This window comes from Enterobacteriaceae bacterium ESL0689, assembly GCA_029433525.1.
Classification (GTDB): Bacteria; Pseudomonadota; Gammaproteobacteria; order Enterobacterales; family Enterobacteriaceae; genus JAQTIF01.
In genome coordinates this window covers 132,059-152,624 of the sequence record JAQTIF010000001.1, presented here as the reverse complement: position 1 = coordinate 152,624, position 20,566 = coordinate 132,059, and the positions used below count along the sequence as shown (strand labels likewise).

Here is a 20,566-nt window from a genome sequence, read left to right as displayed (position 1 = left end):
TTAACTTTTTCCTGATTCAGGAATATCATGATGAAGCTGACTGCTCAGGGTGTGATCCTCGATCTTTCTTATCCCCAGGTGATGGGGATCCTCAATGTAACCCCAGACTCCTTTTCCGATGGTGGCCAGCATAATTCACTGGCAGACGCTATCAGACATGCTAATCAGATGATAAATGCTGGTGCGACAATCATTGACGTTGGTGGTGAATCGACCCGACCGGGAGCGTCGGAAGTCAGTGTTGAAGAAGAACTGGAGCGCGTGATCCCTGTAGTGGAAGCACTTGCGCAACGTTTTGAAGTCTGGATTTCCGTTGACACATCAAAGCCAGCGGTGATTCGTGAGTCAGCGCGGGCGGGGGCACATATTATTAATGATATCCGCTCGTTGACGGAGCCTGGTGCGCTGGAAGCGGCTGTACAGGCTGACCTGCCAGTATGCTTAATGCATATGCAAGGTCAACCCAGAACTATGCAGGAGGCACCGAAATATGACAATATTATTGCTGATGTTAATCGTTTTTTCATTCATCATATTACCCGTTGTGAACAAGCCGGCATCACAAAAGATAAATTGTTGCTCGATCCGGGATTTGGTTTCGGCAAAAATCTTACCCATAATTATGAGCTGCTTGCCCGGCTTGCTGAGTTTCACCATTTTGGGCTCCCACTGTTAGTGGGGATGTCACGTAAATCGATGATTGGTCAACTGCTCAATGTCGGACCCGGGGAGCGCCTCAGTGGCAGTCTGGCATGCGCTGTCATTGCCGCGATGCAAGGCGCGCAGATTATTCGTGTCCATGATGTCAAAGAAACGGCAGAGGCGTTACGTGTCGTAGAAGCGACGCTGAATGCAAGGGAAAACAAACGTTATGAATAATCGAAAATATTTTGGTACAGATGGTATTCGTGGCCGGGTAGGTGAGATGCCAATCACCCCGGAATTTGTACTCAAACTGGGCTGGGCGGCGGGCAAAGTCCTGGCTCGTCATGGTTCGCGCAAAATTATCATCGGAAAAGATACCCGTATCTCTGGCTATATGCTGGAGTCGGCGCTGGAAGCGGGGCTGGCGGCAGCCGGACTGTCGGCGGCCTTTACAGGCCCCATGCCAACGCCCGCAATAGCTTACCTGACCCGGGCTTTTCGGGCTGAGGCCGGGATTGTCATATCGGCCTCGCATAATCCATTTTATGATAATGGCATCAAGTTTTTCTCTACTGAAGGCACAAAGTTACCCGATCATGTCGAAGAAGCGATTGAAGCTGAAATGGCGAAAGATCTGACTTGTGTTGATTCCGCTGAACTAGGTAAGGCGAGCCGCATTGTCGATGCGGCGGGTCGTTATATTGAATTTTGCAAAGGCACGTTTCCGAGCGAGTTGAGCCTTAACGCGCTGAAAGTGGTTGTTGACTGTGCGAATGGTGCAACTTATCACATCGCGCCGAATGTATTCCGCGAGCTGGGTGCTCAGGTTATCGCGATGAGCTGTGAACCCAATGGTCTGAATATCAATGAAGAAGTGGGTGCCACCGATGTCCGAGCTTTGCAGGCACGGGTGGTCGCAGAAAAAGCAGATTTGGGTATCGCGTATGATGGCGATGGTGATCGCGTGATTATGGTCGATCATCTGGGTAATAAAGTCGATGGTGATCAGATCCTCTATATCATCGCCCATGAAGCATTACGACATGGACAGTTGCGGGGAGGCGTGGTAGGGACACTGATGAGCAATATGGGGCTTGAGCTGTCGCTGAAACAACTGGGCATTCCGTTTGCCAGGGCGAAAGTCGGCGATCGCTATGTTCTGGAGATGATGCAGGAAAAAGGCTGGCGTATTGGTGCAGAAAATTCTGGTCATGTTATTTTGCTGGATAAAACCACGACTGGAGATGGCATTGTTGCCAGTCTGCAAGTGGTGGCGGCAATGGTACGTAACCAGCTCAGTCTGAATGTATTGTGTCGCGACATGAAAATGTTGCCGCAAACGCTGGTCAATGTCCGTTTTACCGAAGATTGTGGTAACCCTCTGGCGCATGAAAATGTCCAGGCAGTGACCGCTGAGGTAGAGGCGGCCTTAGGCGAGCGTGGTCGTGTCTTGTTGCGTAAATCAGGTACTGAGCCACTTATTCGGGTCATGGTTGAAGGTGAGGATCAAGAGCAGGTGCATGATTTCGCTCATCGTATCGCAGAGGCGGTTAAACAGCTGGGGCTTAAGGGATAAAAAGAACGCAGAGACGCTCTTTTTGCTGTTTTTTTATGCGGTTGATACAATGTGTTAAGTTTGCGCTTGCGAAGGTTATTCGCTTTAGTTAGTATTCACACCCGCTTCAGTGGGAAACGGGAACGTCGAAATATCCCGCTTTACTGGTTGACGTAACGGGTGTGCGGTAAATCTGCAAATATACAGGTTAATTATGCAAGATGCTCTTTTAGTAGTTTTCCTTATTGTATCAATCTGCCTTATTGGGCTGATTTTGCTACAACAAGGTAAAGGCGCTGATATGGGAGCCTCCTTTGGCGCTGGTGCATCAGGTACGTTGTTTGGTTCCAGCGGTTCGGGTAACTTCATGACCCGTATGACGGCAGTCCTGGCAGCTCTGTTTTTTATTATTAGCCTGGTGCTGGGTAATTTAAACGGCAACAAAACCAGTAAAGGAAGTGAGTGGGATAATCTGAGCGCGCCGAAAGCGGAGCAAACTCAATCTGCGACACCGGCACAGCCGGCCAGCGATATCCCGCGTTAATAAGTTTATCTATGCCGTGGTGGTGGAATTGGTAGACACGCTACCTTGAGGTGGTAGTGCCCGATTGGGCTTACGGGTTCAAGTCCCGTCCTCGGTACCAGTATTTGAACAATGGACGCCTTTTGGCGTCCATTGTTGTATCTGGCTCTTCATCAGCCGTGATCTGCCTTGCGTTTAGGCGCTCAATTTTATCGTGGACAGGCAGAAAACCGCTCTTTTTCACTGATCTCTTTCCGTTTATTTCTCACGCGCTATTGATGACGCAGTAACTGAAACGTCTGGCGGTTCAGGTTATTAGCACTGATTCTGCCAGCAGAACAGCGCAGCTGGTTATTTTGCAGCAAAAGGATTTAGCCAGCGCCACCACCAGAGAAGACGCCATAAACGATTTACTTTTGGCAATTTAACCGGTTTCCGGTTATTTCTTGATAATGTTATCCAGTCAAAATTTAAAAAAATTCGGCTATGTCCATATTCTTCGCCAAATAAGGCACACTCATCATGTTTACGTTGATCCACCGAAGTATTGAAAGTCAAATCTCTTTTAAGACTGTGATAGGCTTTTTTGCGATCCAGATCACGCTCATAGCACCAGACAGATGCAGGAAGATATCGCTGTTGTGAACCATGATATTTATGAAATTTCACAAATCGATAATCCTCCCCACCGTAATGACCACAATACTCTTCATCATAACCCCAGAAACGCATAAATCGCGCCCGACTCATAAAGAATGCATTGGCATGACCTTTATAGATTTCTCCCTGCTGATTTTTACGGCGAAATTTATAAAACCTTCTGCCTGGTTGCGAAGTATTAATAAGGTATTGTAATGTTTCCGGGGGATAGCCATGATCAAGGTCTGTGATAAGTATTTTGTCTGATTTCGCATAAGTCACGCCTAAGTTGCGGGCACCTCCTTGATTCCACGGAATATCAGTGGTGATTTTTAACCACTGGTAATTTAAATTTAATGCCGGGATCTCATATTCTAATGGTGAACAATCATCGATAATAATAAACTCAATAGCATCAAGAATATCGCTTGGGTATTTTTCATATTCATGAAGTAATGATAAAACAGAATCGATAGATTGCTGGTTACAATAAAAATGAGTAACATAGGAAAGTTTGATATGCGATTTATCAAAAGTGTTGCGCAACGAGATAAGTTCTTTTGGTGATGTCATCATTTTTTCAATTCAATTACTCGTGAAAAGATCTGAAGTTAATACTAAGTCACGTACTGTCAATAAGAATAACATGTATTGAGTAAAGTATTATATCAAAAATGGTTACATAGGGAATAGTATAACATAGCTATAGCACTGGTGAATAGAGTAGGAGACTATTAGCAAAGCAGAAGATGTTTTTTCATGATGTTAACCAAAAGCTAATATTTTTTCCAGTAAGTCATTTAAAATGCTAGGTTGTTTTATGTGCAGATAATGGAAAATAGTGATAACGATGTTCTCAGAGGAAGGTGGGATCGTCAGAATAAGAATGGTTGAGAGGGGAAGAACAGCCATATTATTCGGTAATTGATGGTAATCTAATATATAAGATTGTTTTATGCTAATAAACTATTTATACTTAATAAGTTAATAAGTTTTTTATAGAAAACAAGTTTAATTAATATTAAGTAGGCTATATTTTATTCAGGCTAAGTAAGGTTCTTTTTTATCTGAATGAATCTATATGCTGGATCACTATTTTAACAATCAGTATAATCTTTTTTCACTTCATTCAAGTCATCAGCATAACTTTAAATATTTATGCATTCTTCGTGATCTACTTCAAAATTTTGCACAGCATGCCGAAATTTGTTATTTATTTTAGTAAAAGGTTGTCACGATAAGAGATAGTTTCACTATGAGGCGGTAGGTAATGGATAAAGAACGCATCATTCAGGAGTTTGTGCCAGGAAAACAAGTCACTTTGGCTCATCTTATTGCACATCCCGGGGAAGAACTCGCGAAAAAGATTGGCGTCCCTGATGCGGGTGCTATTGGCATTATGACATTAACGCCTGGCGAAACGGCAATGATTGCGGGAGATCTGGCCATGAAAGCGGCTGATGTCCATATCGGTTTTCTCGATAGATTTAGCGGTGCATTAGTGATCTATGGTTCTGTCGGTGCAGTAGAAGAAGCGTTATCACAGACAGTCAGTGGGCTCGGACATCTATTAAATTTTACTTTATGCGATCTCACGAAAAGCTAAGCCGGAATAACCATGAAACGTATTGCCTTTGTCGGTACAGTAGGTGCTGGAAAAACAACGCTTTTTAATGCATTACAAGGAAATTATACCCTTGCTAAAAAAACACAGGCGGTAGAGTTTAATGATAATGGCGATATAGATACACCGGGTGAATATTTCAGCCATCCCCGCTGGTATCACGCTTTAATCACGACGCTACAGGATGTTGATACGCTGATTTATGTACATGCGGCAAATGATAAAGAAAGTCATTTGCCAGCAGGATTGCTGGATATCGGTGCCAGTAAACGACATATCGCCGTTATTAGTAAAACAGACATGCCTGATGCCGATGTTGCTGCCACTCGACAGTTACTCTATGACATGGGATTTCAGGAACCTATTTTCGCGATTAATAGCCAGGATCCGCAAAGTGTGCAGCAATTGATGGATTATCTGGCAGTACTCACCCAACAGGAGGAAGGGGCAGGTGAAGAAACTCATTACAGCTAACGATATTCGTGCAGCCCATGCACGTGGTGAACAGGAAATGTCAGTTGTTCTGCGCACCAGTATCATTACTCCGGAAGCGCGCGAAGTGGCGGAGCTACTGGGATTCACTATTCACGAATGCGATGAGTCTGCGCCATCAACTGCGACTGCGGCGCAAGACAGCAAAACAGACGCACAACGTATCCGTGAAACCATCATCGCACAGTTGCCTGAAGGCAAGTTTACCGAAAGCCTGGTGGCACAACTGATGGATAAAGTGATGCAGGAGAAAAAATCACTTGAACAGCAAGGTGATATGAAACCGAGCTTTCAATCTGTCACCGGTAAAGGTGGGGTAAAAGTGATTGATGGCAGTAGCGTTAAATTTGGTCGTTTTGAAGGCGCGCAGCCGCATTGTGTGGGGCTGACAGATGTGGTCACGGACCAGGATGGCAGCAGTATGGCTGCAGGTTTTATGCAGTGGGAGAACGCCTTTTTCCCGTGGACGCTGAATTACGACGAAATAGATATGGTACTCGAGGGTGAATTACATGTGCGCCATAACGGAGAGACCATGATTGCCAAAGCGGGCGATGTCATGTTTATTCCGAAAGGCTCCAGTATTGAATTTGGCACACCGTCGAAAGTACGTTTTTTATATGTTGCCTGGCCTGCGAACTGGCAATCCTGCTAAGGCGGTCGTATGAAGGATTTCATTACCGAAACATGGCTCAGAGCGAATCATACGCTTAGCGAAGGGTCTGAGATCCATCTCCCGGCTGACGCTCGCCTGACACCTTCCGCCAGGGAGTTGCTGGAAAGCCGTCATCTGCGCGTCAAGTTTCTTGATGAACAAGGAAGAATGTTTATTGATGATGAGCAGCATCATCCTCATCCGGTACACGGTTTGACCAGTAGCGATACGCACCCTAAAGCTTGCTGCGAATTGTGCCGCCAGGAAGTGGTGAAGAAACCTGACACGCTGACCCATCTGACGGCCAGTAAAATGGTGGCCAAAAGTGATCCGCGCCTCGGCTTTCGTGCCGCTCTTGACAGTACTATTGCTATGGCGGTGTGGCTACAAGTCGAACTGGATGAAACCTGGCAACCGTGGCTGGAGGATGTGCGTTCTCGTTTGGGAAATATTATGCGTGCAGATGCGGTCAATGAGCCTTTATCAGAGCAGTCTATCGTCGGGCTGAGTGAGGATGATCTCCATCGGCTTTCCCATCAGCCTCTGCGCTATCTCGATCACGATCATCTGGTGCCGGAAGCGCGTCATGGCCGTGTTGCTGCATTGCTTAACCTGTTACGTGTAAAAGTGCGTGAAACGGAAACGATCGCCGCTCAGGTCTTTATCAATGCCAGTTTTGAAGTTCTGCGGCCAGATATTTTGCAAGCGCTTAACCGTCTTTCCAGCACGGTTTATGTGATGATGATCTTAAGTGTCGCTAAGCACCCTCTCACCGTCAGCCAGATTCAGCAACGATTAGGGAGTGAAAAGTGATCATTGAACGAGCGAGAGAACTGGCATTACGTGCGCCTGCACGCGTGGTTTTTCCCGATGCGCTGGATATCCGGGTGCTGAAAGCCGCACATTATCTGCAACAAAATGGTCTGGCACATCCTATCCTGGTGGCCAGCCCGTTTGCGCTACGGCAGTTTGCGCTTAGCCATCATATTGCGCTGGATGGTATACAGGTCATCGACCCACAAAGCCATCTGCCATTGCGTGAAGAGTTTGCCCGTCGCTGGCATGAACGCGCGGGTGAGAAAACCCCAGCCGATGCGCTGGAAAAATTAAACGACCCGCTGATGTTTGCGGCCGCGATGGTGAGTGCTGGCAATGCGGATGTCTGTATTGCTGGTAACCTCTCCTCAACCGCCAATGTCTTGCGAGCTGGATTACATATCATCGGATTACAGCCGGGATGTAAAACACTGTCGTCAATTTTTCTGATGTTGCCACAGCATGGTGGTCAGGCGCTGGGTTTCTCGGATTGCAGTGTGGTACCGCAGCCGACGGTGGCACAGCTGGCTGATATTGCGATTGCCAGTGCCGACACCTGGCAGGCGATCACTGGTGAAGTACCTCGTGTTGCGATGCTGTCATTTTCCACCAAAGGCAGCGCCCGTCACCCTTGTGTCGCTAATGTTCAGCAGGCGACTGACATGGTACGCGAACGTGCACCACAGTTGATCGTCGATGGTGAACTGCAATTCGACGCCGCGTTCGTCCCGGATGTTGCGGCACAAAAAGCACCGGGCAGTCCGTTGCAGGGGCAGGCGAACGTCATGATTTTTCCGTCGCTGGAGGCGGGAAACATTGGTTATAAAATCGCTCAGCGTCTGGGTGGCTATCGTGCTATTGGGCCTCTGGTTCAGGGGCTTGCTGCACCACTCCATGATCTTTCCAGAGGCTGTAGCGCAGAAGATATTATTGAACTGGCGTTGGTGGCAGCAGTGCCGCGTCAGACTAACGCGAGCCATTAATATGACTCGCACACACTGGTTGTAACGGTCCCGTTCTGGACCCCTTTGACTGAATGAGGAAAACACAATGGAAGCATTAGGAATGATTGAAACCCGGGGCCTTGTTGCACTGATTGAGGCCTCTGATGCGATGGTGAAAGCTGCGCGCGTGAAGCTGGTTGGCGTGAAGCAAATTGGCGGTGGCTTGGTTACCGCGATGGTTCGTGGTGATGTGGCAGCCTGTAAAGCCGCGACCGATGCGGGTGCGGCTGCTGCACAGCGTATTGGTGAGCTGGTTTCTGTCCATGTTATCCCGCGTCCGCATGGTGATCTGGAAGAAGTTTTCCCGATCAGCTTTAAAGGTGACAGCAACCTTTAATGAAAAGTGTGGGTCGGATAGCACGTCCGACCCACGGAATGACAGCAACGCTTAACCCAGAGAGGCGGGGATGAAACTGGCCGTCGTCACAGGACAAATCGTCTGTACCGTCCGTCATCAGGGCCTGGTGCATGACAAATTGCTGATGGTAGAAATGATTAATGCTCAGGGAAAGCCGGACGGACAATGTGCCGTGGCAATCGACAGCATTGGGGCGGGCACAGGAGAGTGGGTCCTGTTAGTGAGTGGCAGTTCCGCACGTCATGCTTCTTACGGTGGTGAACCTTCTCCCATTGACTTGTGTGTGATTGGCATTGTCGATGAAGTGGTGGCTGGTAATAAAGTAGTATTTCATAAATAGGGTATGAGAGCATGAATCAACAGGATATTGAACAGGTTGTCAAAGCAGTCTTGCTAAAGATGAAGGAAGGCAGTCAGCCGGGTAATACCGTTCATGAAATGGGTGTTTTCACCTCCCTGGATGACGCCGTCGCGGCAGCCAAAGCTGCGCAGAAGGAGTTGAAGAGCGTCGCGATGCGCCAGCGTGTTATTCACGCGATTCGTGAAGCAGGTGAAAAACACGCCAGGGAATTAGCGGAACTTGCCGTATCAGAAACCGGCATGGGTCGCGTTGAAGACAAACTCGCGAAAAATATTGCTCAGTCACGGGGTACACCAGGTGTAGAGTGCCTCTCTCCCCAGGTACTGACAGGGGATAATGGTCTGACACTGATCGAAAATGCACCGTGGGGTGTCGTGGCATCAGTGACACCATCAACAAATCCGGCGGCGACGGTCATTAATAATGCGATTAGTATGATTGCAGCCGGTAACAGTGTTATTTTCGCTCCCCATCCAGCAGCAAAACACGTATCACATCGGGTAATCGGTCTGCTCAACCAGGCGATTGTTGCGGCCGGTGGCCCGGAAAATCTGTTGGTGACTGTGGCTAATCCGAATATCGAAACAGCGCAACGTCTGTTCCAGTACCCCGGTATCGGTTTGCTGGTCGTCACAGGCGGTGAGGCTGTCGTCGACTCAGCACGTAAACACACCAACAAACGTCTGATTGCTGCCGGAGCCGGTAATCCTCCTGTGGTCGTTGATGAAACCGCTGATTTGCCTCGTGCCGCACAATCTATTGTTAAAGGTGCTTCTTTCGATAACAACATCATTTGTGCTGATGAGAAAGTGCTGATTGTGGTTGATAGTGTTGCCGATGAACTGATGCGCCTGATGGAAGGTCAGCATGCGGTCAAACTGACGGCGGCACAAGCTGAACAGCTTCAGCCGATGTTGCTGAAGAAGATTGATGAACATGGTAAAGGAACGGTTAGCCGGGACTGGGTAGGACGTGATGCCAGCAAAATTGCTGCGGCGATTGGCCTGAAAGTACCGGAACAGACACGTCTGTTGTTCGTCGAAGTCCCCGCTACTCATCCATTTGCTGTGACCGAAATGATGATGCCGGTGCTACCAGTGGTGCGTGCGGCCAACGTTGACGAAGCGATCGCGCTGGCAGTTAAGCTGGAAAACGGTTGTCACCACACCGCGGCGATGCATTCACGCAATGTTGAAAATATGAATCAGATGGCGAATGCGGTAGATACCACGATTTTCGTTAAAAACGGCCCCTGCATTGCCGGGCTTGGGCTGGGTGGTGAAGGCTGGACCACGATGACTATCTCGACGCCAACCGGTGAAGGGGTAACCAGCGCCCGCACATTTGTGCGTTTGCGGCGTTGTGTACTGGTTGATGCATTTCGCATTGTGTAGGGAGTCAGAAAACGATGATGCATGATGCACAACAGTGGCTCACGCCGAGACTGCAAAAATCAGCTGATCTGTGTAATCAATCGCCAGTTAGCAGTGAATCACCGCTGTGGCTGGGAATTGACTTAGGTACCTGCAATGTCGTGTCGATGGTTATCGACCAGGAGAGCCAGCCCGTCGCGGTCTGTCTGGACAGGGCAGATGTTGTGCGTGATGGTATTGTCTGGGATTTTTTCGGTGCGGTCACCCTTGTGCGTCATCATCTCGATACTCTCGAACAGCAGCTTGGCCACCGCTTTACTCATGCCGCGACCTCGTTTCCACCGGGAACGGATCCCCGTATTTCGATCAATGTCCTTGAGTCTGCTGGGCTGACGGTCAGTCATGTCCTTGATGAACCGACAGCGGTCGCCGATTTACTGGAACTGGATAATGCGGGAGTCGTGGATATTGGTGGCGGAACCACGGGCATTGCCATTGTTAAGCAGGGCAAGGTGACCTATTCGGCGGACGAAGCCACCGGTGGCCACCATATTTCTTTGACCCTGGCCGGGAGCCGTGGTGTTCAGTTAGAAGAAGCAGAACTGTATAAACGCAGTCATGCGCAAGAGATCTGGCCGGTAGTGAAGCCGGTTTATGAAAAGATGGCAGATATTGTTGCCTGTCATATTGCTGATCACGCGATCACCAGTTTATGGCTGGCGGGCGGCTCCTGTATGCAGCCGGGAGTGGGCGAATTATTTCGTCAGCGCTTCCCGCAATTGCAGGTATATCTGCCACAGCACAGTTTGTTTATGACGCCGTTGGCGATAGCCAATAGCGGGAAAGAAAAGGCGGAGGGAATCCATGCAAGTTGATCTGCAGACAGCGCTCTTTCAGGCGTTTGATACCCTGAATTTACAGCGGGTGAAAACATTCAGTGTACCACCGGTAACGCTGTCTGGTTTAGGCGCGATAAGCACTTGCGGGCGAGAAGCTCAGGCACGTGGTGTTAAGCATTTATTTGTCATGGTTGACAGTTTTCTGCATCAGGCTGGCATGACTGCGCCGCTGGAGCGTAGCCTGGCAGCCAGTGGTGTCGCGGTAACCATCTGGCCTTGCCCGGTGGGAGAACCCTGTATTACCGACGTATGTGCGGCGGTGGCTCAGGCGCGGGAATCACAATCTGACGGTGTGCTGGCATTGGGTGGGGGTTCAGTCCTGGATGTGGCAAAAGCGGTTGCTTTGCTGGTGGCTAACCCGGATGAAGTGCTGGGTAACGTCACCGAGCAGAGTGTGTTGCGTCCACGGCTGCCATTGATTGCCGTACCGACAACGGCTGGAACGGGATCGGAAACGACGAACGTGGCCGTGATTATCGATACCGCCAATGGACGTAAACATGTTCTGGCTCATGCCTCATTAATGCCCGATGTAGCGATCCTTGACGCCGAATTGACGGTCGGAGTTCCTCCGCATGTGACGGCGATGACCGGTATTGATGCACTGACGCACTCCATCGAAGCCTATAGCGCACTCAATGCCACCCCTTTTACTGATAGCCTGGCGATAGGGGCAATAACCTTGATCGGCAAATGGTTACCGAAGGCGGTGGGTTATGGTCATGATCTCGCCGCACGGGAAAATATGTTACTGGCTTCCTGTATGGCCGGGATGGCATTTTCTAACGCCGGGCTGGGTTTGTGTCATGCAATGGCTCATCAGCTGGGGGCAGGATTACATGTTCCTCATGGTCAGGCGAATGCCATGTTGTTGCCAACCGTCATGGGCTTTAATCGTATGGTTCGGCATGAGCGTTTCCGGGATATAGGGCTGGCACTGGCTGGCAGACATATTGACGATGCTGACACTATCACGGTGGTGAGCGATTTGATCGCCGAGGTGGACTTGACTAAACGCCCAGCAGATGCGGGAGCAAAGCCTGAATATTACGGCACATGGGCACAGGCCGCGCTGGAAGATATTTGTCTGCGCAGCAATCCACGAACCGCCCGCCAGGAACAGATTATCGAGTTGTATACCGCGGCACAATAAATTATGTCATTCCGGTGACAGGGAGAGAAAGTATGGGCATTAATCAAATCATCATGTATATCATGATGTTCTTTATGTTAATTGCCGCCGTAGACAGGATCCTGTCGCAATTCGGTGGTTCAGCACGTTTCCTTGGTAAGATCGGTAAGAGTATTGAAGGCTCCGGTGGCCAGTTCGAAGAGGGCTTTATGGCGATGGGAGCGCTGGGTCTGGCGATGGTGGGTATGACCGCGCTGGCCCCCGTGCTGGCACATCTTCTTGGCCCTGTCATTATTCCGCTGTATGAGATGCTGGGGGCTAACCCATCCATGTTTGCCGGGACTCTGCTGGCATGTGATATGGGCGGCTTCTTCCTCGCCAAAGAGCTGGCGGGTGGCGATATCGCCGCATGGCTCTATTCCGGTCTTATTCTGGGGGCGATGATGGGGCCAACGATCGTGTTCTCTATCCCTGTCGCGCTGGGTATTATCGAGCCTTCTGATCGCCGCTATCTTGCGATTGGCGTCCTCGCCGGAATTGTTACCATCCCGATCGGCTGTATCGCTGGCGGATTAATCGCTATGTATACTGGCGTCGAGGTTAACGGACAGCCCGTCGATTTCACGCTGTCGATGATCCTGGTGAACATGATCCCGGTGATTATTGTGGCGGTACTGGTGGCGCTGGGGCTGAAGTTTATGCCTGAGAAAATGATCAATGGCTTCCAGATTTTCGCCAAATTCCTGGTTGCATTGATCACACTGGGTCTGGCAGCAGCAGTGATCAAGTACCTGTTAGGCTGGGATCTTATCCCTGGTCTTGACCCGATCTTCATGTCGGAAGGCGATAAGCCCGGTGAAACCATGCGTGCTATCGAGGTTATCGGCTCTATCTCCTGTGTGCTTCTCGGTGCCTATCCGATGGTATTGCTGTTAACCCGCTGGTTTGAAAAACCGCTGATGCACGTCGGTGGATTACTGAAAATCAACAACATTGCCGCTGGTGGTATCGTTGCGACTCTGGCCAATAACATTCCGATGTTTGGCATGATGAAGCAGATGGATACCCGTGGCAAAGTGATTAACTGTGCCTTCGCCGTATCAGCCGCTTTTGCCTTCGGTGACCATTTAGGTTTTGCCGCCGCTAACATGAATGCCATGATCTTCCCGATGATTGTCGGCAAGTTGATCGGTGGTGTGACAGCGATTGGCGTAGCCATCATGATGGTGCCAAAAGAAGAAGTGACGACGAACGTCGCGCTTGAAAAAGAAGCGGAGGCTCGCCCGTGAATACTCGCCAGCTACTCAGCGTTGGTATTGATATTGGCACCACCACCACACAGGTGATCTTCTCGCGCCTCGAACTGGTGAACCGTGCGGCAGTATCGCAGGTGCCACGTTATGAATTCGTGAAACGTGAAATTAGCTGGCAAAGCCCGGTGTTCTTTACGCCTGTCGATATACAGGGTGGGTTAAAAGAGGCTGAACTCAAAGCGCTGATCCTGGCGCAGTATCAGGCCGCGGGTATCGCACCGGAATCGGTGGACTCGGGGGCGATCATCATTACCGGTGAAAGCGCTAAAACCCGTAATGCCCGCCCGGCCGTGATGACACTTTCCCAGTCACTGGGTGATTTTGTTGTCGCCAGCGCCGGGCCAAACCTGGAATCGGTGATCGCGGGTTATGGTGCCGGAGCGCAGACGTTGTCAGCACAAAACATGTCGAAGGTACTGAATATCGATATTGGTGGCGGCACCTCTAACTATGCGCTGTTTGATGCGGGTAAGGTCAGTGGTACGGCTTGCCTCAATGTGGGGGGGCGCTTACTGGAAACCGACAGTCAGGGGCATGTGGTTTATGCCCACGCGCCTGGACAGATGATTGTTGATGAGGTTTTCAGCGTCGGAACCGATGCCCGTCAGCTGACGCCAGCACAGTTACTGCAGGTGGCGCGGCGGATGGCCGATCTTATCGTCGAAGTTATCGAAGGCACACTTTCCCCCCTGGCGCAGAAACTAATGCAAACCGGCTTACTGCCAGCCGGCGTAAAACCGGATGTGATCACCCTGTCTGGGGGGGTGGGGGAGTGTTATCGCAATCAACCCGCTGATCCTTTTTGCTTTTCTGATCTCGGGCCGCTATTAGCCACGACGCTGCATGAGCATCCACGTCTGCGTGCCATGAACGTGCAATTTCCGGCACAGACCGTGCGTGCCACCGTCATTGGTGCCGGGGCGCATACCTTATCGTTATCAGGAAGCACCATCTGGCTGGACAGTGTGACGTTGCCGTTACGCAATCTCCCGGTCGCGATAGCGCAGGATGACAGCGATCTGGTCGAAGGCTGGTATCAGGCACTGATGCAGCTTGATTTAGATCCACGTACTGACGCCTATGTCCTCGCGCTACCGGCGGCGTTACCGGTACGTTATGCCACTGTGCTCACTGTTATTGATGCGCTACTTGCTTTCGTGGCACGGTTTCCAAACCCACATCCTTTACTGGTGGTGGCGGAACAGGACTTTGGTAAAACACTGGGCATGTTGTTACGCCCGCAATTACAACAACTCTCGCTGGCGGTGATCGATGAGGTTGTCGTCCATGCGGGAGACTATATCGACATTGGTGCACCTCTTTTCAGTGGAACAGTGGTGCCGGTGACGGTGAAATCACTTGCATTTCCTTCCTGAGGGAACGACTTATGAAATTAAAGACCACATTGTTTGGCAATGTTTATCAATTTAAGGATGTTAAAGAGGTGCTGGCAAAAGCCAACGAGCATCGTTCGGGAGATGTACTGGCAGGCGTTGCGGCACAAAGCTCACAGGAGCGTGTTGCGGCGAAACAAGTGTTGTCAGAAATGACGATAGCGGATATTCGCAACAATCCGGTTATTGCTTATGAAGATGACTGCATCACTCGCCTGATTCAGGATGACATTAACGAAACATCTTATAATGGTGTCAAGAACTGGACTATCAGCGAACTGCGAGAATATATCCTGAGTGATGAGACCACCAATGAAGATATCTCTTTCCTGCGTAAGGGGTTAACCTCTGAAGTGGTGGCTGCGGTGGCTAAGATTTGCTCTAATGCGGATCTTATCTATGGGGCTAAAAAAATGCCGATCGTGAAAAGAGCCAATACCACGATCGGTATTCCCGGAACCTTTAGCTGCCGTTTACAGCCGAATGATACCCGTGATGATGTACAAAGCATCGCCGCGCAAATTTATGAAGGGCTCTCTTACGGTGTCGGTGATGCGGTGATTGGTGTCAACCCGGTCACCGATGATGTGGAGAACTTAACCCGCGTCCTCGATACCGTTTATGGCATTATCGATAAATTTAAAATCCCGACTCAGGGATGTGTGCTGGCCCACGTGACCACGCAGATGGAAGCTATCCGCCGTGGTGCGCATGGTGGCCTGATTTTCCAGAGTATTTGTGGTAGTGAAAAAGGGCTCAGAGAGTTCGGTGTGGAATTGGCGATGCTGGATGATGCCAGAGCTGTTGGTGCGGAATATAACCGTATCGCCGGAGAAAACTGCCTTTATTTTGAAACCGGGCAGGGTTCTGCGCTTTCCGCCGGGGCGAACTTCGGCGCGGATCAGGTAACAATGGAAGCGCGTAACTACGGTCTGGCGCGCCATTATGATCCGTTCCTGGTCAATACCGTCGTAGGTTTTATTGGACCGGAATATCTCTATAACGACCGCCAGATTATCCGTGCCGGTCTGGAAGATCACTTCATGGGCAAGCTGAGCGGCATCTCTATGGGCTGTGACTGCTGCTATACCAACCACGCGGATGCTGACCAGAATCTGAACGAAAACCTGATGATTCTGCTGGCAACGGCCGGTTGCAACTACATTATGGGCATGCCACTTGGCGACGATATTATGCTCAACTATCAGACTACCGCTTTCCACGATACGGCTACTGTACGCCAGTTATTGAATTTGCGTCCATCGCCTGAGTTTGAACGCTGGCTGGAGAAGATGGGCATTATGTCAAATGGTCGTCTGACCAAACAGGCGGGTGATCCGTCACTGTTCTTTTGATGACGCGGGGATGATAAATAATGGATCAAAAACAGATTGAAGATATTGTACGCAATGTGATGGCGTCGATGGGACAATCACCAGCGCAGAGTTCCGCAGAGCCGACAACATCCTGTGAGAAAAAACAGTGTGCCGCCCCTGCTGCTTCCGCTTCGGCTGCGGGTAGTTCTGCGGTTGAAAGTTGTTCTTTAGATTTAGGCTCCGCAGAGGCAAAAGCCTGGATTGGTGTCGAAAATCCACATCGTGCCGAAGTATTAACCGAGTTGCGCCGTTCTACGGCAGCGCGTGTTTGTACCGGTCGTGCCGGGCCGCGTCCACGTACTCAGGCATTGTTACGTTTTCTCGCCGATCACTCGCGTTCGAAAGATACCGTGCTAAAAGAAGTGCCGGCAGAGTGGATCAAAGCCCAGGGATTGCTGGAAGTACAGTCAGAAATTAATAGCAAAAATCTCTACCTGACCCGTCCTGACATGGGGCGCAGCCTGAGTAAGGAAGCGATCGAAACATTAAAATCGCAATGCACCATGAATCCGGATGTCCAGGTCGTGATATCTGATGGTCTGTCTACCGATGCGATTACAGCGAATTATGAAGAAATTCTGCCTCCTCTGCTGGCGGGTCTGAAACAAACCGGACTGAAAGTGGGTAAGCCGTTTTTCGTTCGCTATGGCCGGGTGAAAATTGAGGACCAGATCGGTGAGATCCTCGGTGCGAAAGTGGTGATCCTGTTGGTCGGTGAACGTCCAGGGCTGGGACAATCGGAAAGCTTGTCCTGCTATGCCGTGTACTCACCTCAAGTCGCGACGACAGTGGAAGCAGATCGTACCTGCATTTCCAACATCCACCGTGGCGGTACGCCACCGGTAGAAGCGGCAGGCGTTATTGTGGATTTGGCCAAACGGATGCTGGAACAGAAAGCGTCCGGCATTAATATGACCCGTTAAGGAGACATCATGCCAGCTTTAGATTTAATTCGTCCTTCAGTGAGCGCAATGCGTGTGATTGCCTCTGTAAATGACGGATTTGCTCGTGAACTTAAATTGCCGTCGCATATTCGCAGCCTCGGCCTGATTACTGCAGATTCTGATGATGTCACCTATATTGCCGCCGATGAAGCGACAAAACAGGCGATGGTTGAAGTGGTGTATGGTCGTTCTCTGTATGCGGGAGCATCGCACTCGCCGTCACCAACATCAGGTGAAGTGTTGATTATGTTAGGTGGTCCTAATCCGGCAGAAGTGCGTGCTGGTCTGGATGCGATGGTGGCTCATATTGAAGCGGGTGCCGCATTTCAGTGGGCGAACGATGCGGAAGATACCGCATTTCTGGCGCATGTGGTTTCACGTACCGGATCTTATCTCTCTTCCGCTTCCGGTATTGCGCTGGGCGATCCGATCGCTTATCTGGTTGCGCCGCCACTGGAAGCAACCTATGGCATTGATGCCGCAATGAAAGCAGCGGATGTGCAGCTGGTAAGCTATGTGCCACCACCGTCAGAAACGAACTACTCGGCAGCCTTTTTAACCGGTAGTCAGGCCGCCTGTAAAGCAGCCTGCAATGCCTTTACTGATGCTGTTCTGGACATCGCACGTAATCCTGTACAGCGTGCGTAACGGAGGTCGCAATGATCAATGCACTGGGATTACTGGAAGTAGATGGAATGGTCGCGGCTGTGGATGCCTCCGATGCGATGCTGAAAGCAGCCAGTGTGCGCCTGCTCAGCTATGAAGTGCTCGATCCGGGACGGTTGACGCTAATAGTAGAAGGTGACCTGGCGGCATGTCGCGCGGCACTGGATGCGGGATCGGCCGCAGCACAACGTACCGGCCGGGTTATTAGTCGCGTAGAGATTGGTCGCCCGGAAGATGACACCCAGTGGCTGATCGGCGGTTTTCAGCGTGAGTCAAAGCAGCCAGAGCCGGAGAAACAACCGGATACTGCCCTCGTTAGTCCGATGCTGGGCTCCAGTAGTGCGACACCGGAGCCCAGCACGATAACCGAGGAAAGTGGCATGCCTGAATCACATGAAGCGTTACTGGCATTGCTGGCATCAGTACGACAGGGTATGACGGCAGGCGAGGTATCAGCCCACTTTGGCTGGTCACTGGAGCACGCTAAAAATATCCTGAAACAGCTTTTCACAGATGGAGTATTGCGCAAACGCAGTAGTCGTTATCGTTTAAGAAATTAATGAACCGGAGAGCCGGATGTCTGGCCAGGCATCCGGCGTAATAGATTGTGAACAAGACATGCACAGTAAATTTGCACCATCTTTATCATCAGACATTACCTGAAAATGTAAAACTGACACCTAAGATAGAAGGAGATAATGTTCATCAGCGAAAAACGACGGATGTCTATGAACATGCGCTGACAATTACCGCCTGGCAGCAGCTGTATGATCAGCTACATCCTGGCAATTTTAATGGTGAATTCACGGAAATTCTGCTTGATGGTATTCAGATTTTCCGTGAGTTTACCAGTCTGGCTCTACGCCAGTCCTGTCTGGTATGGCCGAATTCCTTCTGGTTTGGTATTCCGGCAACCTGCAGCCAGTCAGGTGTTATTAACTCTCAGTGTCTTGGTCGTACTGAAATCGCAGTCCGGCCGGGCGGAACGGAATTCGAACTGAATACACCGGATGATTACACTATCCTGGGGGTCGTGATCTCAAAGGATGTGTTTTTCGGTGACACGACCTTTTTGCACCATCCGGAAAATGTGCAGCGTATGTTACACAACCAGTCAGTACTGGCGGTGCAAGAGCAGCATAAAGCAGAACTGTGGGGCTTTATTCAGCAGGTGTTAACTTCATTCAGTAAATATCCCGCCACGCTTCAGCAACCCGCAGTACGTAAAGAGCTGAGTGATAATCTGCTTATGGCGATGGGTGAAATGCTGAAAAACGCGCAGCCAAATACCGTTTCAGAAAGTGTCAGCTATCAAAGTTACAGACGATTGTTATTACGAGCCAGAGAGTATGTGCTGGAAAATATGGCTGAACCGATAACCGTGCTCGATTTATGCAATTATCTTTATGTCAGTCGTCGGACTTTGCAAAATGCTTTTCATACGATTCTTGGCATAAGCCCCAATTTATGGCTGAAGAGGATTCGGCTAAATGCAGTACGCCGGGAGTTGATTAGCCCGTGGTCACAACGTACTACGGTCAGGGATGCAGCAATGCAATGGGGATTCTGGCATCTTGGTCAGTTTGCTTCTGATTACCAGAAGTTGTTTGCTGAAAAGCCTTCACTAACACTGCAACAACGCCGCTTGCAGTTGCTGTAAAATACAGTCTCAATATTCAGCCGCTACTATGACCTTATTTTTCAGAAGTAAAATAAGATCATTGATGAAACGGCTAACGCGGATAAGCCATGCTGAAAATGAGACAGAAATAATAATCACGAAATTGGTTAACAATAATCTCCCTGAGATACTCTGCTATGTACGCACTGATTCAGTCAATGAAACATCTGCCAGTGATTGCGGTATGATGCATTTCCTTTATAGTGAACGGTATCAGTTACCGTCTACTATCATTAATATTGACGAGGATCAGAGCCGAAATCATTACCGCCTCGTGTACCCGGCAGACAATAGAATATAAACAGCACGAGGCCACCAAATGGTATAAGGTTTAAAAGTAGCTACCACGCCGAACGATCAATATTATGTAAACGACGAAATGAGACCGCCAGATTAGGAAAAAAGTTGATCAGCATATAAATGGAAAGTAATCCTTTACCGGTAAAAACCGCGCCATAGGGCGTATTCATGATTGGTACCCTGCCAGCTTTTACATCAATGATTCCAATAATGATACCGATAATCGACGCTATTAGTACATACATCCAGTATTCCATGCGGCTTGCGCGACCACTAAAACCAAAATAATTCAAGAGCACCTTTAAATACCAATGCATTTTTTCTTTATCCTTATTGTTGATAACCCGTTATCGGGAATGTCTCCCGTCAGAGTTACTTTACTTGCCATTTTTCCCCAAGGTGAGGAGTGAAATTATCGGCTGCCCAGATTCGTTGCGGTTTACCCACATAGTCTGTGGTGCAATATTATAATACCTGATGAAACAGGCATCAGGCTATTCCTGAGGTATCATTTTTTTCATTCATTGCCAGCTATTCCAGACAGCTATGGCACCATTTTGTCCAGCGCAGTAAAAAGCGAGAGCAATACTATCGTCATATTAGATTACTGAATATGATTTTGTCAGATATAAGTTAAAAATAATAATGACCCTATTTTTTAGAAGAAAAATAGGGTCATTAATGAATGTGATGTTTCTGATAAGTTATTTTTGAATAAATTTGAAACAGTAAATACAAAATTAATTAACAATAAATTTCTGAGATATTCGTTTATGTATACTGATTTAGTTAACAGAATATCTGACAGTGATTGAT

21 protein-coding genes, 1 tRNA gene and 1 pseudogene are annotated in these 20,566 nt (G+C 49.3%); 21 read left to right on the top strand and 2 right to left on the bottom strand.

What is annotated here, in order from left to right; translation table 11 throughout:
* Positions 1-30 precede the first annotated feature (30 nt).
* The 4 genes from folP (at position 31) to PT300_00815 (ending at position 2,844) form a co-directional block, all read left to right on the top strand.
* A complete protein-coding gene (gene folP, locus PT300_00830; GenBank protein MDF7679239.1) occupies positions 31-879 on the top strand; it encodes a dihydropteroate synthase in 849 nt (282 codons plus the stop codon).
* Positions 872-2,221: a phosphoglucosamine mutase gene (glmM, locus tag PT300_00825; protein ID MDF7679238.1), complete on the top strand. Its 1,350-nt coding sequence runs from the start codon at positions 872-874 to the stop codon at positions 2,219-2,221. Before folP ends, glmM begins: the two co-directional genes overlap by 8 nt.
* A gap of 193 nt (positions 2,222-2,414) precedes the next feature.
* Positions 2,415-2,744 (top strand): preprotein translocase subunit SecG, encoded by a 330-nt coding sequence (gene secG / locus PT300_00820; GenBank protein ID MDF7679237.1) that lies wholly within the window; start codon positions 2,415-2,417, stop codon positions 2,742-2,744.
* Between the two features lie 13 nt (positions 2,745-2,757).
* Positions 2,758-2,844 (top strand) — tRNA-Leu (locus PT300_00815).
* Between the two features lie 230 nt (positions 2,845-3,074).
* Here the strand turns inward: PT300_00815 and PT300_00810 are convergent.
* Positions 3,075-3,935: a glycosyltransferase family A protein gene (locus PT300_00810; protein MDF7679236.1), complete on the bottom strand. Its 861-nt coding sequence runs from the start codon at positions 3,933-3,935 to the stop codon at positions 3,075-3,077.
* Positions 3,936-4,632: 697 nt separating this feature from the next.
* On the opposite strand from PT300_00810, the gene eutS reads away from it, so the two are divergent.
* From eutS to eutR, 17 genes are all read left to right on the top strand, one after another.
* Positions 4,633-4,968, top strand: coding sequence for an ethanolamine utilization microcompartment protein EutS (gene eutS / locus PT300_00805; GenBank protein ID MDF7679235.1), 336 nt, complete (start codon positions 4,633-4,635; stop codon positions 4,966-4,968).
* 12 nt (positions 4,969-4,980) lie between these two features.
* Positions 4,981-5,460, top strand: coding sequence for an ethanolamine utilization acetate kinase EutP (gene eutP, locus PT300_00800; GenBank protein ID MDF7679234.1), 480 nt, complete (start codon positions 4,981-4,983; stop codon positions 5,458-5,460).
* Positions 5,438-6,133, top strand: coding sequence for an ethanolamine utilization acetate kinase EutQ (gene eutQ / locus PT300_00795; GenBank protein ID MDF7679233.1), 696 nt, complete (start codon positions 5,438-5,440; stop codon positions 6,131-6,133). Before eutP ends, eutQ begins: the two co-directional genes overlap by 23 nt.
* 9 nt (positions 6,134-6,142) lie before the next feature.
* A complete protein-coding gene (eutT, locus tag PT300_00790) occupies positions 6,143-6,946 on the top strand; it encodes an ethanolamine utilization cob(I)yrinic acid a,c-diamide adenosyltransferase EutT (GenBank protein ID MDF7679232.1) in 804 nt (267 codons plus the stop codon).
* The gene (gene pta / locus PT300_00785; protein MDF7679231.1) at positions 6,943-7,932 is read left to right on the top strand and encodes a phosphate acetyltransferase; all 990 of its coding nucleotides are present in this window, start codon (positions 6,943-6,945) and stop codon (positions 7,930-7,932) included. Before eutT ends, pta begins: the two co-directional genes overlap by 4 nt.
* A 67-nt stretch (positions 7,933-7,999) precedes the next feature.
* Positions 8,000-8,290: an ethanolamine utilization microcompartment protein EutM gene (eutM, locus tag PT300_00780; GenBank protein MDF7679230.1), complete on the top strand. Its 291-nt coding sequence runs from the start codon at positions 8,000-8,002 to the stop codon at positions 8,288-8,290.
* Positions 8,291-8,360: 70 nt separating this feature from the next.
* Complete coding sequence (eutN, locus tag PT300_00775; protein ID MDF7679229.1) at positions 8,361-8,651, top strand: ethanolamine utilization microcompartment protein EutN; 291 nt, start codon at positions 8,361-8,363, stop codon at positions 8,649-8,651.
* An 11-nt stretch (positions 8,652-8,662) separates the two neighbouring features.
* Positions 8,663-10,066: an aldehyde dehydrogenase EutE gene (locus PT300_00770; GenBank protein ID MDF7679228.1), complete on the top strand. Its 1,404-nt coding sequence runs from the start codon at positions 8,663-8,665 to the stop codon at positions 10,064-10,066.
* A gap of 14 nt (positions 10,067-10,080) precedes the next feature.
* Complete coding sequence (gene eutJ / locus PT300_00765) at positions 10,081-10,920, top strand: ethanolamine utilization protein EutJ (GenBank protein ID MDF7679227.1); 840 nt, start codon at positions 10,081-10,083, stop codon at positions 10,918-10,920.
* The gene (gene eutG, locus PT300_00760) at positions 10,910-12,097 is read left to right on the top strand and encodes an ethanolamine utilization ethanol dehydrogenase EutG (GenBank protein ID MDF7679226.1); all 1,188 of its coding nucleotides are present in this window, start codon (positions 10,910-10,912) and stop codon (positions 12,095-12,097) included. The genes eutJ and eutG overlap by 11 nt, the downstream gene beginning before the upstream one ends.
* A gap of 32 nt (positions 12,098-12,129) precedes the next feature.
* Positions 12,130-13,365: an ethanolamine utilization protein EutH gene (eutH, locus tag PT300_00755; GenBank protein MDF7679225.1), complete on the top strand. Its 1,236-nt coding sequence runs from the start codon at positions 12,130-12,132 to the stop codon at positions 13,363-13,365.
* Positions 13,362-14,765, top strand: a complete 1,404-nt coding sequence (gene eutA / locus PT300_00750) for an ethanolamine ammonia-lyase reactivating factor EutA (protein MDF7679224.1) — start codon at positions 13,362-13,364, stop codon at positions 14,763-14,765. Before eutH ends, eutA begins: the two co-directional genes overlap by 4 nt.
* Positions 14,766-14,776: 11 nt before the next feature.
* Complete coding sequence (locus PT300_00745; protein MDF7679223.1) at positions 14,777-16,138, top strand: ethanolamine ammonia-lyase subunit EutB; 1,362 nt, start codon at positions 14,777-14,779, stop codon at positions 16,136-16,138.
* A gap of 20 nt (positions 16,139-16,158) precedes the next feature.
* Positions 16,159-17,082: an ethanolamine ammonia-lyase subunit EutC gene (gene eutC, locus PT300_00740; GenBank protein MDF7679222.1), complete on the top strand. Its 924-nt coding sequence runs from the start codon at positions 16,159-16,161 to the stop codon at positions 17,080-17,082.
* 9 nt (positions 17,083-17,091) lie between these two features.
* Positions 17,092-17,751, top strand: coding sequence for an ethanolamine utilization microcompartment protein EutL (gene eutL / locus PT300_00735; GenBank protein ID MDF7679221.1), 660 nt, complete (start codon positions 17,092-17,094; stop codon positions 17,749-17,751).
* Positions 17,752-17,762: 11 nt separating this feature from the next.
* Positions 17,763-18,329, top strand: a complete 567-nt coding sequence (locus PT300_00730) for an ethanolamine utilization microcompartment protein EutK (GenBank protein MDF7679220.1) — start codon at positions 17,763-17,765, stop codon at positions 18,327-18,329.
* A 47-nt stretch (positions 18,330-18,376) separates the two neighbouring features.
* Positions 18,377-19,429 (top strand): HTH-type transcriptional regulator EutR, encoded by a 1,053-nt coding sequence (eutR, locus tag PT300_00725; GenBank protein ID MDF7679219.1) that lies wholly within the window; start codon positions 18,377-18,379, stop codon positions 19,427-19,429.
* Between the two features lie 254 nt (positions 19,430-19,683).
* Here the strand turns inward: eutR and PT300_00720 are convergent.
* Positions 19,684-20,067 (bottom strand): annotated as a pseudogene (locus PT300_00720) (DUF805 domain-containing protein).
* Positions 20,068-20,566: the final 499 nt, after the last annotated feature.

What these genes read in the sequence shown, in the direction of transcription:
- folP (MDF7679239.1), top strand. Translation starts at nt 31, where the DNA reads ATGAAGCTGACTGCTCAGGGTGTGATCCTCGATCTTTCTTATCCCCAG.
- glmM (MDF7679238.1), top strand. Translation starts at nt 872, where the DNA reads ATGAATAATCGAAAATATTTTGGTACAGATGGTATTCGTGGCCGGGTA.
- secG (MDF7679237.1), top strand. Translation starts at nt 2,415, where the DNA reads ATGCAAGATGCTCTTTTAGTAGTTTTCCTTATTGTATCAATCTGCCTT.
- PT300_00810 (MDF7679236.1), bottom strand. Translation starts at nt 3,935, where the DNA reads ATGACATCACCAAAAGAACTTATCTCGTTGCGCAACACTTTTGATAAA.
- eutS (MDF7679235.1), top strand. Translation starts at nt 4,633, where the DNA reads ATGGATAAAGAACGCATCATTCAGGAGTTTGTGCCAGGAAAACAAGTC.
- eutP (MDF7679234.1), top strand. Translation starts at nt 4,981, where the DNA reads ATGAAACGTATTGCCTTTGTCGGTACAGTAGGTGCTGGAAAAACAACG.
- eutT (MDF7679232.1), top strand. Translation starts at nt 6,143, where the DNA reads ATGAAGGATTTCATTACCGAAACATGGCTCAGAGCGAATCATACGCTT.
- eutM (MDF7679230.1), top strand. Translation starts at nt 8,000, where the DNA reads ATGGAAGCATTAGGAATGATTGAAACCCGGGGCCTTGTTGCACTGATT.
- eutN (MDF7679229.1), top strand. Translation starts at nt 8,361, where the DNA reads ATGAAACTGGCCGTCGTCACAGGACAAATCGTCTGTACCGTCCGTCAT.
- PT300_00770 (MDF7679228.1), top strand. Translation starts at nt 8,663, where the DNA reads ATGAATCAACAGGATATTGAACAGGTTGTCAAAGCAGTCTTGCTAAAG.
- eutJ (MDF7679227.1), top strand. Translation starts at nt 10,081, where the DNA reads ATGATGCATGATGCACAACAGTGGCTCACGCCGAGACTGCAAAAATCA.
- eutG (MDF7679226.1), top strand. Translation starts at nt 10,910, where the DNA reads ATGCAAGTTGATCTGCAGACAGCGCTCTTTCAGGCGTTTGATACCCTG.
- eutH (MDF7679225.1), top strand. Translation starts at nt 12,130, where the DNA reads ATGGGCATTAATCAAATCATCATGTATATCATGATGTTCTTTATGTTA.
- PT300_00745 (MDF7679223.1), top strand. Translation starts at nt 14,777, where the DNA reads ATGAAATTAAAGACCACATTGTTTGGCAATGTTTATCAATTTAAGGAT.
- eutC (MDF7679222.1), top strand. Translation starts at nt 16,159, where the DNA reads ATGGATCAAAAACAGATTGAAGATATTGTACGCAATGTGATGGCGTCG.
- eutL (MDF7679221.1), top strand. Translation starts at nt 17,092, where the DNA reads ATGCCAGCTTTAGATTTAATTCGTCCTTCAGTGAGCGCAATGCGTGTG.
- PT300_00730 (MDF7679220.1), top strand. Translation starts at nt 17,763, where the DNA reads ATGATCAATGCACTGGGATTACTGGAAGTAGATGGAATGGTCGCGGCT.